The organism is Aeromonas sp. AE23HZ002T15 (genome assembly GCF_054165525.2).
This window is the reverse complement of record NZ_CM201342.1, coordinates 43,615-56,393: the sequence shown is the minus strand read 5'-3', so window position 1 is coordinate 56,393 and position 12,779 is coordinate 43,615. Positions and strand designations below refer to the sequence as shown.

At 65.7% G+C, this 12,779-nt stretch carries 10 protein-coding genes; 5 read left to right on the top strand and 5 right to left on the bottom strand.

Annotated elements, in window-relative coordinates:
- Window positions 1–88 precede the first annotated feature (88 nt).
- From ACT5M9_RS00230 to ACT5M9_RS00220, 3 genes are all read right to left on the bottom strand, one after another.
- A complete protein-coding gene (locus ACT5M9_RS00230) occupies window positions 89–1,087 on the bottom strand; it encodes a Gfo/Idh/MocA family protein (protein WP_457978799.1) in 999 nt (332 codons plus the stop codon).
- 38 nt (window positions 1,088–1,125) lie between these two features.
- Window positions 1,126–1,971, bottom strand: a complete 846-nt coding sequence (gene nfo / locus ACT5M9_RS00225) for a deoxyribonuclease IV (protein WP_457978801.1) — start codon at window positions 1,969–1,971, stop codon at window positions 1,126–1,128.
- A gap of 125 nt (window positions 1,972–2,096) precedes the next feature.
- Window positions 2,097–4,148, bottom strand: coding sequence for a glycoside hydrolase family 3 protein (locus ACT5M9_RS00220; protein WP_457978803.1), 2,052 nt, complete (start codon window positions 4,146–4,148; stop codon window positions 2,097–2,099).
- 230 nt (window positions 4,149–4,378) lie between these two features.
- On the opposite strand from ACT5M9_RS00220, the gene ACT5M9_RS00215 reads away from it, so the two are divergent.
- On the top strand, window positions 4,379–5,389 hold the full coding sequence (locus ACT5M9_RS00215; RefSeq protein WP_457978805.1) for a helix-turn-helix transcriptional regulator: 1,011 nt from the start codon (window positions 4,379–4,381) through the stop codon (window positions 5,387–5,389).
- On the opposite strand, the gene ACT5M9_RS00210 is transcribed toward ACT5M9_RS00215, so the two are convergent.
- Window positions 5,369–6,292 (bottom strand): LysR family transcriptional regulator, encoded by a 924-nt coding sequence (locus ACT5M9_RS00210; protein WP_457978807.1) that lies wholly within the window; start codon window positions 6,290–6,292, stop codon window positions 5,369–5,371. The genes ACT5M9_RS00215 and ACT5M9_RS00210 overlap by 21 nt on opposite strands.
- 125 nt (window positions 6,293–6,417) lie before the next feature.
- On the opposite strand from ACT5M9_RS00210, the gene ACT5M9_RS00205 reads away from it, so the two are divergent.
- A complete protein-coding gene (locus tag ACT5M9_RS00205; protein WP_457978809.1) occupies window positions 6,418–7,176 on the top strand; it encodes an SDR family NAD(P)-dependent oxidoreductase in 759 nt (252 codons plus the stop codon).
- A 99-nt stretch (window positions 7,177–7,275) separates the two neighbouring features.
- Here ACT5M9_RS00205 and ACT5M9_RS00200 read toward each other — a convergent pair whose 3' ends face one another.
- The gene (locus tag ACT5M9_RS00200; protein WP_457978811.1) at window positions 7,276–8,709 is read right to left on the bottom strand and encodes a glycoside hydrolase family 1 protein; all 1,434 of its coding nucleotides are present in this window, start codon (window positions 8,707–8,709) and stop codon (window positions 7,276–7,278) included.
- Between the two features lie 139 nt (window positions 8,710–8,848).
- On the opposite strand from ACT5M9_RS00200, the gene ACT5M9_RS00195 reads away from it, so the two are divergent.
- The 3 genes from ACT5M9_RS00195 to ACT5M9_RS00185 all read left to right on the top strand — a co-directional run bounded on the left by ACT5M9_RS00195 (window position 8,849) and on the right by ACT5M9_RS00185 (window position 12,777).
- A complete protein-coding gene (locus tag ACT5M9_RS00195) occupies window positions 8,849–9,736 on the top strand; it encodes a LysR family transcriptional regulator (RefSeq protein ID WP_457978813.1) in 888 nt (295 codons plus the stop codon).
- 178 nt (window positions 9,737–9,914) lie between these two features.
- A complete protein-coding gene (locus ACT5M9_RS00190; RefSeq protein WP_457978815.1) occupies window positions 9,915–10,970 on the top strand; it encodes an NAD(P)-dependent alcohol dehydrogenase in 1,056 nt (351 codons plus the stop codon).
- Window positions 10,971–11,196: 226 nt separating this feature from the next.
- A complete protein-coding gene (locus tag ACT5M9_RS00185; RefSeq protein WP_457978817.1) occupies window positions 11,197–12,777 on the top strand; it encodes a sensor domain-containing diguanylate cyclase in 1,581 nt (526 codons plus the stop codon).
- Window positions 12,778–12,779: the final 2 nt, after the last annotated feature.

Below are 12,779 nucleotides of genomic sequence, written 5' to 3'. Positions count from 1 at the left end.
CAGATCGCAGTACTGCAATGACGGGTGCCGCAATGACAGAGGGCGCCGCGGCGCCCTCTGTTGATCAAGACAAGGTGACCTCGAGTGATCACGCCCTTTCGTCGGAAGCAGACGCCAGCCCACCCTCGACCCAGCCCAGCACCTGCCGGGTCAGGGCCTGGGGCAGCCAGGGGGAGTCCAGCAAGCCCTCCTGCACGCAGCGGGCGAAGTGATCCGCCTCGTGCTGCATGCCTCCCCCGTCCACCGGCTGATCGATATCTTCAGGCCAACCTGCAAAGGGGATTTTTCCTTGCAAGCGCACCCCTTGCGGGTTCCACCACTTGCCCTCGATGATCAGGGTCCAGCCATCGCCAGCGAGGCAAGCGGCCTTGTCGAGATCCTCGACGATGGAGGCCCCCAGCTCGGCCCGGATCCCCCCGTCGAAGCTGAACCGGGCGCTCAGGTCCACCTCCCCGGGGGCACGCTGCAATCGCACCTCGGGTTCCCCCGCATCCAGCCCCAGCTGCCTGCAGCAGGCGGCGTAGAGCCAGAGCGGATAGACTCCCACATCCCAGCTCGCGCCCCCGTCCAGGGCAGGATCGAACAGCTTGCCCTCAGGAGCCTGCACCGAGCCGAAGGCCGCCCGCAGGGACAGGGGCCCCGGCAGGCCGGGCAGACGTGCGAGCAGGGTGCGCATGGCGGGGAAGCACATCACCTTCATGGCTTCGAGCAGCAACACGTTGCGCTGCCGGGCGAGCGCCACCAGTTCATCCCAATCCTTCTGCCGGGTCACGGCCGGTTTTTCCACCAGCACGTGCTTGCCCGCCAGCAGTATCTCTTTGATCAGGGCGGCATGCTCCGGGTGGATCACCGCCACATAGACGGCGTCCACCTCCGAGCTCTGTGCCAGCGCCCGATAGCTGCCAAAGGCGAGCGGCAGCGCCAGCTCCTGGGCAAACTCATCGGCCCGCCCCTGAGCCCGGGCGGCGATGGCCACCACCCGCCCCAGGCTGGCGTGCTGATTGACGTCGCGGCAAAAACGCCGGGCGATGGCCCCGGCGCCGGCAATCCCCCAGCGCAGTGGCGCTGCCTCTCCCTGTGCTTGCATCTTCTCTCCTGCTTCGTTGTTGACTCTGACGGCGGCCGTTACGCCTTGGCCAGGCTGCGCAGCCAGCGAATCTCATCCCCCCAGATGGACTCGTCAATGGTCTCGAGGATGAGGGGGATGTTGTCGAAACGCGCGTCGTTCATGATGTGGTGGAACACCGCCTCGCCGAGGTTGCCCTGCTGCAGGCTGTGGTGGCGATCCACCCGGCTGCCGAAGGTGCACTTGGCGCCGTTGATATGCATCCCCTTGAGGTACTCAAAGCCGACGATGCGATCGAAATCGGCGAACACCGCGGCGCAGCTCTCGGCGCTGCGCAGATCGTAGCCCGCGGCGAAGGCGTGGCAGGTGTCAAAACAGACCCCGACCCGGCTCTTGTCCTCCACCCCGTCGATGATGGTGGCGAGGTGCTCGAACGACCAGCCGAGGTTGGTGCCCTGACCGGCGGTATTCTCGATCACGGCGGTCACCCCTTCACTGCGTTCCAGCGCCCAGTTGATGGACTCGCTCACGAGCTTCAGGCTGGCGGCCTCCGGGATCTGCTTCAAGTGGCTGCCGGGGTGGAAGTTGAGGTAACAGAGCCCGAGCTGCTCGCAACGTTTCATCTCATCGAGGAAGGCATCACGGGACTTGGCGAGGCCGTCGGGATCCGGGTGGCCCAGGTTGATGAGGTAGCTGTCGTGGGGCAGGATCTGCTCCGGGCGAAACCCCGCCTTCTCGCAGGCAGACTTGAAGGCGCGGATGCTGGCGTCCGAGAGGGGCGCCGCCTGCCACTGGCGCTGGTTCTTGGTGAACAGGGCGAAGGCATTGGCCCCGATGGCCTGGGCTCGGGCGATGCAGTTCTCCACCCCGCCGGCCGCACTGACGTGGGCACCGATAAATTTCATAGGATCTCCTCTTTGGGGCGCCATTATGCCCAAGCCCTGCCCCGGCGCCAAACCGGGATCTTAGATGGCCCCCATAGAAAAGGCGCCCCCAGGCGCCTTGTTCATCGTACTTTCTCACTCACCACTCAGTAGGCGAGACCGGCGCCATAGGCGAAGAGCGGGCTCTGGGAGTCACTCGCCACGTCCGAGTCCTGGGCCAGCACCGCCTGCCAGCTGGAAGGGAGCTCGAAGGGCAGCTTGCCGCGGGCCTTGGCCTTGCCGCTCATCACATCGAACAGCGCCTGATCCAGGGCGCCGAAGTTGGCGAGCAGCACCTGGGCCGCCGGCGCCACCTCGGTCAGGATGGCTGGCCTGTCCAGATAGACAGACAGCACCAGGGGCACCCCGGCTTGCTGGATGGCTTGGATGACCGCCAGCTCGTCGCTGCCGTGATAGCTGCCCTCGTGGGCCGTCTCCTGCACCACCTGATCGGCGCTGGCGAAGCCGAGCTGGCCGAAGGGGATGGTCCCGAACGGGAAGCGCGCATCCTGCTCGCTCGGGGTGTTGACCCGGGCGATGGCGAGATCCGCCTGGGCCAGATCGGTCACCACCGTATAGCCGTTGGCCTTGGCCACCTCGGCATTGACCTGATAGAGGTAGACTCGCTTGCCCTCAGCCTGCATGGGCAGCAGGGAGCCCTCGTTCTTGAGCAGCACGTGGGCCGCGGCCTGGGCGGCCTGAGCCTCCTGCTGGAACTCGGCCTTGCCCACCAGGGCGACGGCGGCCGCGGTATCCACATAGGGGTCTTCAAAGAGCCCCAATTCGAACTTCTGCTCCAGGATGCGGCGGGCGGCGGTGGAGAGCTGCGCCTCGCTCACCAGGCCGGCCTGCACCGCCTCCAGCAGCGGCGCTGGATCCTCCACCCCGCCGAATTGATCCACCCCGGCGCCGATGGCCTTGGCGTAGCGCTGGGCCTTGGTCAGGTTCTCTACCCCCCAGGACATGCCAAAGGGCACAGACCAGGGGCTGACACCCGCATCCACCTCGGCCTGGCTCAGCCCCTCCTCACAGCGTGTGTTGCAGTCGTTGATGATGCCCCAGTCGCTCAGCACCACCCCCTCAAAGCCGAAGTGACCGCGCAAGAGGCCCGTCAGGATCTGGCGATTGAAACCAAAGCCCACCTCCTCGATGGCCTGGCCCTCATAGGTCAGCCCCTCCGGCAGGGCGTAATAGGGCATGACGGCCCCCACCCTGGCCTCGAAGGCCCCCTCGAAGGGCACCAGGTGATAGGCGAAGTTGTTGCCCGGATAGACCTGCTCCTTGCCCCAGGGGTTGTGGGCATCCAGCCCGTCCTTCTGGGGACCGGCCCCGGCGAAGTGCTTCACCACGGTGATCACGCTCTCCGGGCCTATGCCGCCGTCCCCCTGCTGGAACCCCTCGATATAGGCCTTGACCAGGGACTTGGCGGCCTGGTTGTTCTCGCCGAAGGTGCCGTTGATGCGGCCCCAGCGCGGCTCGGTGGCGAGATCCGCCTGGGGAGAGAGGGCCTCCTGGATGCCCACCGCCCTGTACTCCTGACGGGCAATATCGGCGAAGCGGCGCACCAGCTCGGCATCGCCGATGGCGGCGAAGCCGAGGGTCTCCGGCCATTGGGAGAAGGCCCCGGCGGCGACGCTGGTGGCCTTGGGATCGTTGGTGAAGTGGTTGCGGGGATCCGTGCTGACGGTCATGGGAATGCCGAGCCCCACCCCTTCCAGCAGGGCCTGGATCCGGTTGTTGTCCTCGGCGATGGCCGCCGGATCCCCCGCCATGCGGGTGATGAAGGTGTTCACCCCATCGGTCTTGAGCATCTTGTCCATGGCGCCAAGGTTGACGCGCCCCTCCTCGTCCAGCACCAGGGTGCCGTGCATCATCAGCCCCGCCTTCTGGGCCAGGGTGAGGCGACCCACCAGATCCTGCGCCCGCTCGGCGGCGCCGAGGCGCCAGTCTTCATAGGGGGTCAGGGTGCCGCTGCCGTCCAGATCCTTGAACTGCAGCCCATCTTGTTCGATCAGGCTGGCGGTGCGATGGCCCAGGGTGGGCTGCGCCGGCTTGGGGGTAGAGTCGTTGTCATTGCACCCTGCCAACAGCAGGGCCCCTATGCTCAGGGCGAGGCGGCTCAGGGCGAGCGGGGTCAACGCGAGACGATGGTGTTTCATTATTGTTCTCTTCCTTGTGTGTGTAGGTCCGGCCACTCTATGCAAAACGGACCCGCCCCACTTGCCCTCAGGGTGCAGGAAGTTGACGATTCGGAGCAGAGTTCAAAATTGTGAAAAGGGTTGCAGGATTACTCTTGGTTACAGAGTTGAAACATTAAGGGGAAGCTGGCTCACAGCAATTTTCAGCGGCTGGCCGATGATGATGGGCCATCGTCGACAAGGATTTCGCCGTGAAAACTGTCTCAAATCGGATCGCCCTGCACTGCCTCCATCACTGGCAGCGGCAGGGACGGGATCCGGGCCAGCTGCTGCAGGGGGCCGGCATCGCCAGGGAGGAGCTGCTCCTTCCCCATGGACGGATAGATGCGCCGCGCCACTTTCGACTGCTGGCCCAGGTCGCCCCCCACATGGATCTGGCCCGCAACTGGGCGCCCCCCTCCCTCACCGGGCTCTTCAGCGACTACCTGCCGCTGGCGAGCCTCTGCTGCAACGCCGCCAGCTGGCGCCAGGCGCTGCACTTCTTCCTCTCCTTTCGCCCCCTCATCGGCGAGTGCGATCGCATCACCTTGCAGGAGGGGGACGAGCTAGCCCGCCTCAGCTACCACTCGGAGTCCGATCACCCGGACGTGATCGCCATGAGCAGCCTGGCCAACCTCTGCCACCTCTATGCCCTGCTCCAGTTCTACCACCCGGGGGCGGGCCAGCTGGAGTTGCCGACCCCGGTACGCCCCAAGTTGTGGCGCGAGCTGGCGGCCTGGCTCGGGGGGCGGCTGCGGCTCGGAGATGGCTATCGCCTCTGCTTCCCCGCCCGGCTGCTGGATGAGGCCTATGAGGGCCATAACGCCCCCCTGCAACCCCTGCTGCTGGGGGAGCTGGATACCCAGATGCAGCGGCTGCGCCCAAGTCCCCATTATCGAGAACAGGTGATCGGCCTCATTCGCCATCAGCTTTGGCAACAGGGGGCGGATCCTCGCACCCTGCTGGCCTGCGTCTGCGAGGCCCTGCGGCTGACCCGCTGGACCCTGCACCGCCATCTTCGGGAGGAGGGGTGCCACTTCTCGGCCCTCTTGGAGCAGGTGCGGCGGGAGGAGGCCTGCCGCTTGCTGCAAGACCCCAGTCTGCGGCTGCAGGAGGTGGGCGGGCGGCTCGGCTTCGCCAGTCAGAGCAGCTTCACCCGCTTCTTCAAGGAGGCGTTCGCCCAGTCCCCCAGCCAGTACCGCTCAAGGCGCAGCCGGGCCTGACGCGTCGCCAAGGGCATCCGTCAGCAGCGCTCCCAGCCAGTGGATGAAGGTCTGCACCCTGGGGGCCAGCTGGCGGCGATGGGCATAGAGGGCGTGGATCGGCAGGGGCGGTGCCTGCCAGGCGGGCAAGATGCTCACCAGCTCGCCGCTCGCCAGCAGCGCCTCCACCCCGACCCGCGGCATCTGTATGATGCCAAGCCCGGCCCGCGCCGCGGCGAGGTAGGATTCGCTGTCGTTCACCGTGAGGCTCGCCCCCATGGGCAGGGTGGCGGGACGGCCATCCTCCCCGAGATACTCAAAGCCGGGCTCGCCGCGCCCCTGCCCGGAGCCGTAATGAACCAATCTGTGTCTTGCCAGGTCAGCCAGGCTCTGCGGCACCCCATGGACGGCCAGGTAGCCTGCACTGGCGCAGTTGATCTGGCGATAGTGACCCAGGGGGCGCGCCACCAGGCTGGAGGGCTCGAGGGCCCCCACCCGCACCACGCAATCAAACCCCTCGCGCACCAGATCCACCCGCCTGTCGGTGCTGCTCAGCATCAGCTGCAAATCGGGATGGGCCGCCAGAAACGCCGGCAGCGCCGGGATCACCAGATGGCGGGCCATCCGGCTCGGCATGTCCACCCGCAACTGGCCCGCGATCTGCCCCGCCTGGCGGAACAGGCCGTCAAACTCCTCCATGTCCGCCAGCAGATCCTGGCAGCGGGCGTAGCAGAGCTGGCCATCCGTGGTGAGCTGCACCCGCCTGGTGGTGCGCTGCAGCAACCGGGTGCCCATGTGCTCCTCCAGTCGCCGGATGGCGGCGGAGAGGGTCGCCTTGGGGATCCCGAGCTGCTCGGCGCAGCGGCTGAAGCTCTCGAGTTCCGCGACCCGCACGAACATCCTCATCCCATCCAGTTGATCCATGGCCATTGTTATCCAAATCGGAACAGTGCATTCATTATCGTTATCTTTATCCAGCGTGGAAGCACAAATAGAGTGAAGGGGTCGGCTCGTCATGAGCCCTTTATCGTCCAGACAGGAGCCATACCATGACCAGACCCATCGCCCTCATCACGGGGGGCAGCCGCGGCCTCGGCAAGCACGGGGCCCTGGCCCTCGCCGCCAAAGGCGTCGATCTCATCATCACCTACCGCAGCCAGGCCGGGGAAGCGGCCGAGGTGGTGGCCAAGGCCCGGGCCCTCGGGGTGCAGGCCCAGGCGCTGGCGCTGGATGTGGGGGACAGTGCCAGCTTCGCGGCCTTCGCCGATGAAGTCAGCCTGCTGCTCTCCCGGGAGTGGCAACGAAGCCAGTTCGATTTCCTGGTCAACAACGCCGGCATCGGCATCCACGCCAGCTTCGAGCAGACCACGGAGCAGCAGTTCGACACCCTGCTCAACATCCACCTGAAGGGCACCTTCTTCCTGACCCAGAAGCTGTTGCCCTTGATCGCGGATGGCGGGCGCATCCTCAACCTCTCCACCGGCCTCACCCGCTTCGCCCTGCCGGGTTATGCCGCCTACGCGGCCATGAAGGGAGGCATAGAGGTGCTGAGCCACTATCTGGCGAAAGAGCTGGGCCCACGGCGCATCGCGGTCAACGTGCTGGCCCCCGGCGCCATCGAGACCGACTTTGGCGGCGGCGCCGTGCGTGACAACCCGGCCCTCAACGACTTCGTGGCGAGCCAGACCGCCCTCGGCCGCGCCGGCCAGCCCGATGACATCGGCGGCGTCATCGCCGCCCTGCTCTCCCCGGACAGCCGCTGGATCAACGCCCAGCGCATCGAGGCCTCAGGCGGCATGTTTATCTAGCGAGCGAACCTGCCAGAGTGCTATCCACCAGTGACGAAAAAGGCCCCAACAGGGGCCTTATTATATGAAACGCTATCCTAGCGTCCCTGAGTAGGGACGTTACAGCGTCTTGCCACCGCTCGCTATTACCGACTGATACCAGTGGAAGCTCTCCTTCTTGATGCGGCGCAGCGACCCACCCTGCTCGTCCCTGTCCACATAGACGAAGCCGTAGCGCTTCTGGTAGCCGTTGAGCCAGCTCAGGATGTCGGTGAAGGACCAGGCGCAGTAGCCGAGCAGATCTACCCCGTCCTGCAGCGCCTCCTGGCAGGCCTTCAGGTGGCTCTGCAGGTAGGCGATGCGGTAGTCATCCTGCACCCGGCCGTCCGCGGTCAGCTTGTCGAACTCGCCGAGGCCGTTCTCGGTGATCATCAGCGGCAGGCCGTAGCGGGACGAGAGGCGGCGAAGGGCGATGCGCATCCCGGTGGGATCGATGGCCCAGTCCCAGTTGCTGGTCTCGAGGTGCGGGTTCGGGGTGGTCCGGTAGAGACCCGGCACACCGCTGGAGGGGGTGGTGCCCTTCTGGCCCGTGGTGTTGATGCGCTGCATGGTCTGACCGCCGATGGGGTTGTCGGTGAAGGTCAGGGTGTAGTAGTAGTTCACCCCTATGTAGTCCGGGGTGCCTTCGCGCAAGAGCGCCAGATCCCCTGGCAGGATCTCCGGGGCCTCGCCAGTCTCTCTCAGGTAGGCGAGCGCCGCCTGGGGGTAGCGGCCGAAGCAGTAGGCATCCAGCCACCAGAGGTTGGTGAACTCCTCCGCATTCTCGAACGCCAGCATGTCGCTCGGGGCACAGGAGGCGGGATAGGCCGGGGAGTAGGCGAAGCTCGGGCCGATGAGGCCATCCGGCACGTGCTGGCGGAACGCCTTGATGACCCTAGCGTTGGCCAGGAAGGCGATGTGGTTGGCGGCGAAGAAGCGCTTCCTGTCCTGCACCGCGGGCGGGTGAGTCCCCAACTGATAGGCATTGGTCAGGTTATAGTTCTGCTCGTTCAGCGACACCCAGTACTTCACCTTGCCGGCGAAGCGCCGGTAGAGGGTGACGCAGTAGTGCTCGAAGTCGTCGATGATGCGCCTGTCTTCCCAGCCGCCGTACTCGTCCTGTAGCGCCTGGGGCAGATCCCAGTGATAGAGGGTCAGCACGGGTTCGATGCCGTGGGCCAGCAGGCTGTCGATGAGCCTGTCATAGAAGGCGAGCCCCGCCTCGTTCACCTCGCCGCGGCCGCTTGGGAAGATGCGCGGCCAGCTCACGGAGAAGCGATAGGCCTTGAGCCCCATCTCCGCCATCAGCGCCACGTCTTCTTCGACGCGATGGTAGTGATCCACCGCCACGTCGCCGTTGCTGCCCTGGAAGGTCTTGCCCGGCAGCTTGGTGAAGCTGTCCCACACCGAGGGGCCCTTGCCGTCGGCATTCCAGGCCCCTTCCACCTGATAGGCGGCGGAGGCGGCTCCCCAGAGGAAGTCGGCGGGGAATGCTTTGTACTTGGCGTGATGCATCTGGTTTGTCTCCTTCTGCTAGAGGATGGGCGTTCAATCTGCACCCGAATAAATTGGCATCAGCATCGAACAGATCTAGAATTCCGTCCAATGACATTTTTGACCATTCAGGATTCCGTGAAGGAATGATGGAGCAGCGATGGAACTGAGAGACCTGAAGGCCTTCGTCACGTTAGGGGAGGTGCTGCACTTCGGCCAGGCGGCGGCCCGCCAGCACATCACCCAGTCGGCCCTGAGCAAGCAGATCAAACGGCTGGAGGCCGAGTGGGGGGGCGAGCTGTTCGAGCGCAGCGCCAGCAGCACCCGGCTCACCGGGCTCGGTCGCGCCCTCTACCCGGACGCCTGCGCCCTGGTGGCCCGGAGCGAGCAGCTCGGTCGCACCGCCCGGGACGTGCTGGCGGGCAATGGCGGCACCCTGCGCATCGGCTTCGGGGTCGCCACCAAGCTGCTGGTGCCCGCCGCCATCGCGCGCTTTCGCGCCGAGCGCCCTAGGGTCAATATCGAGCTCAACGATCTCTCCACCCACCATCAGCTGCTGGCGCTCGCCGAGGGGCGGCTCGATCTCGGCTTCTGCCGCCTGCCCGCCCCCAAGGGGTGGCACTTCCTGCCCGTGGTGCGCGCCCATTTCATCGCCGTGCTGCCCGCGAGCTACGCCGGGGTGAGCGGCCTCAAGGATCTGGTGGACAAGCCGCTCGCCATACTGCGCCGGGACAAGGCCCCCTCCTTTCACGATCAGTTCGTCCACTACCTGGCCCAGAGCGGGCTGCGCTTTCAGGACATCCAGTACGTGAATGACTTCGCCGCCGGGGTCGCCACCGCGGCGGCGGGCATCGCCTGGACCCTGGTCCCCTCCTCCACCACCATAGAGCACCCGGACGTCATCTCCCTGCCCCTCACCGAGCCCGAGGCAAGCTGGATCATCGGCCTCACCCGCCCGCCCCACGGCGACTCTCCCCTCATCGATGCGTTCTGGCAGACGGTGGCGGCGCTGCGGGATCCGGATCTCCCCCCCTTGCAGGCCAAATAGCCGCGGACCGGGCGCCTTGCCCATGGCTGCAGGGCAGATAATCAGCCACTCCCCTTGAGGGATCCGGCCCTGGGGTCAACACTCCATGGGCACCGCTGGCGGCACGGGCAAGGCGAGAGCAGGGCCGGCCGTTCGCATCTTCAAACGGGCATCAGGCCCTGCAACGAGGGAGAACAGCATGACGATAAAAGTGCTCGGTTACGCCGCCCAGTCGGCCCAGGCGCCATTGGCCCCCTTCCATTTCGAGCGTCGGGCCCCCCGCGCCGACGATGTGGTGATCGATATCCAGTATTGCGGGGTCTGCCACTCGGATCTGCACAACGCCCGCAACGACTGGGGCAACAGCCACTATCCCCTGGTGCCGGGCCACGAGATCATCGGCCGGGTGAGCCGGGTCGGCAGCGCCGTGACCCGCTTCAAACCGGGAGACAGGGTGGGTGTCGGCTGCATGGTCGACTCCTGCCAGCACTGCCGCCCCTGCGAGCGAGGGCTGGAGCAATTTTGCGACGAGTTCCCCACCCTCACCTACAATGGCGTCGACCGGCAGGATAGCAGCCCCACCTTCGGCGGCTACTCGGAGCAGATCGTCACCCGCGACCGGTTCGTGCTGCACATCCCGGATGGCCTCAGCCTCGCGGGAGCAGCCCCTCTGCTGTGCGCCGGCATCACCACCTGGTCCCCCCTGCGCCACTGGCAGGCGGGGCCGGGCAAGCAGGTGGCCGTCGTCGGCCTCGGCGGGCTCGGCCACATGGCCTTGAAACTGGCCAATGCACTGGGGGCCGAGGTCACCCTCTTTACCCGATCCCCCGGCAAGGAGGATGACGCCTATCGGCTCGGGGCCCATCATGTGGTCCTCTCCGGCCAGGAGGCACAGATGAAGGAGGTGAAGGGCAGATTCGATCTCATCATCGACACCGTGCCCTATGTCCACGACCTCAACCCCTATCTGCCGACCCTGGCCATCGACGGCACTCTGGTGCTGGTGGGTTATCTCGGCGAGCTCGATCTCCTGCTGAACACGGTTCCCCTCGTCATGGGGCGTAAGTCGGTGGCGGGCTCCCTCATCGGCGGCGTCAAGGAGACCCAGGAGATGCTGGATTTCTGCGGCCGGCACGGCATCACCTCGGATGTGGAGACCATCGCCATCCAGGAGATCAACGACGCCTACGAGCGCATGCTGAAAAGCGACGTCAAGTACCGCTTCGTCATCGACATGGCCTCCCTCAAGGGCTGAGGCTCGCTCGGGGGGAAGCGGGCTTCCCCCTTATTCTCTGTCGTTGCGTGTCAACCCTCAGGCCACTTGGACGAGCACCCCGGGCCCCCGAATGCGAGCGCCAGGGCTCCCTCGCCGGGTCGCGGCGTCATCGGCCCAATATGAGGTAGCTTTTGCGCCGTCAACCCCATTAAAATCCCCCGATGGACCCCAGCGACTCGCTGTTTGACAAGGACCCCCTCACCCCATGCAACCTCACTGGCTGCTGAAGTTTGATCTGCATCGTCTCATCCTGGCCCTGGCCGTACTGGGCGTTCTCGCAACCTTTGGCAATAGCTTCTACGCCATCTATCAGGCCCAGCGACAGCTGCTGATCGCCAATACCCTGGAATCCAACCGCGTCTATGCCACCAAGCTGGCGAACTCGGCCGACAGCATGCTCAAGTCGGCCCAGGGTCAACTGGCCTACAGCGCCAGCCTGCTGGGCTCCCTGTTGCACAACGGTGATGCCAAGGCCCTCGACGCCGAGGTGGATCGCCTGCGTCTGCAGACCAGTACCTTCAACTCTGTGGTGATCGTCAATCGCGAGGGCACCATAGTCGCCGTCTCCCCCGAGACCCTGCAGGTGAAGGGGGCCAAGCTCGGCTCTCCGACGTCGATGGAGGCCATCAAGAGCCAGCAGCCACAGATCACGGATCCCTTCGTCTCCCTGACCGGCAACTACCTCATCAGCCTCTCCTACCCCGTCTTCTCCGCCGACAAGCGCTATCTGGGCTATGTCGCGGGCACCATCTATCTGCAGTCCACCAGCGTGCTCTCGAACCTGTTGGGCCAGCACTACTACCAGGATGGCTCCTACCTCTACGTGGTGGATCGGGAGAAGACCCTGATCTACCACCCGGATCCGGCCCGGATAGGCCAGAGGATCAGCGGCAACCCGGCCGTGGATGAGGTGCTGGACGGGGACAGCGGCGCCCTCGACATGGTCAATGCCCGTGGCGTCGATATGCTGAGCGGCTTCGCCCCGGTCAGCAGTGCGGGCTGGGGCGTGGTGGCCCAGCGCCCCCGCAGCGCCACCCTGGAAGGGCTCGATGAGCACATGTCCGGGGTGCTGATGCAGATGGTCCCCACCACGGCCCTCATCCTCTTCATCATCTGGCTCTCCGCCACCTTCATCTCCCGCCCCCTGCGCCAGTTGGCCAATCGGGCCAGCCTGATGGATCAGCAAGGGGCCTTTTCCAACATCGCCGGCATCCGCGCCTGGTACTTCGAGGCGGCCCAGTTGAAGCAGGCCATCCTCAAGGGGCTGGGCCTGCTCAACACCAAGATCGACCAGCTGCACAACGACAGCCACACGGATCCCATGACGGGGCTGTTCAACCGGCGGGCGATCCAGCGGCTGCTGGACGAGTATCTGCTGGAGCCAAAACCCCTCTCTGTCATCGCCCTCGACATCGATCACTTCAAGAAGATCAACGACAGCTTCGGCCACGACGTCGGGGACGAGGTGATCATCGCCCTGGCCGCCCTGATGCAACAGGAGATCCGAACCGGAGCCTCCCTCTGCCGCAGCGGTGGCGAAGAGTTCCTGCTGTTGCTGCCGGACGTCAGCCTGGCCCAGGCCCAGGGGGTCGCCGAGCGGCTGCGACTCAAGGTCGAGAGCCATGAGATGGCGACGGCGGGGTGCATCACCATCTCGCTGGGGGTCGCCCATTGGCCCGGCCACGGCAGCCAGGATCTGGACGCCGTGCTCAAGCGGGCCGATCAGGCCCTGTACCAGGCCAAGCACCAGGGTCGCAATCGCGTGGTGGTCGCAGAAGTGGATTGAAA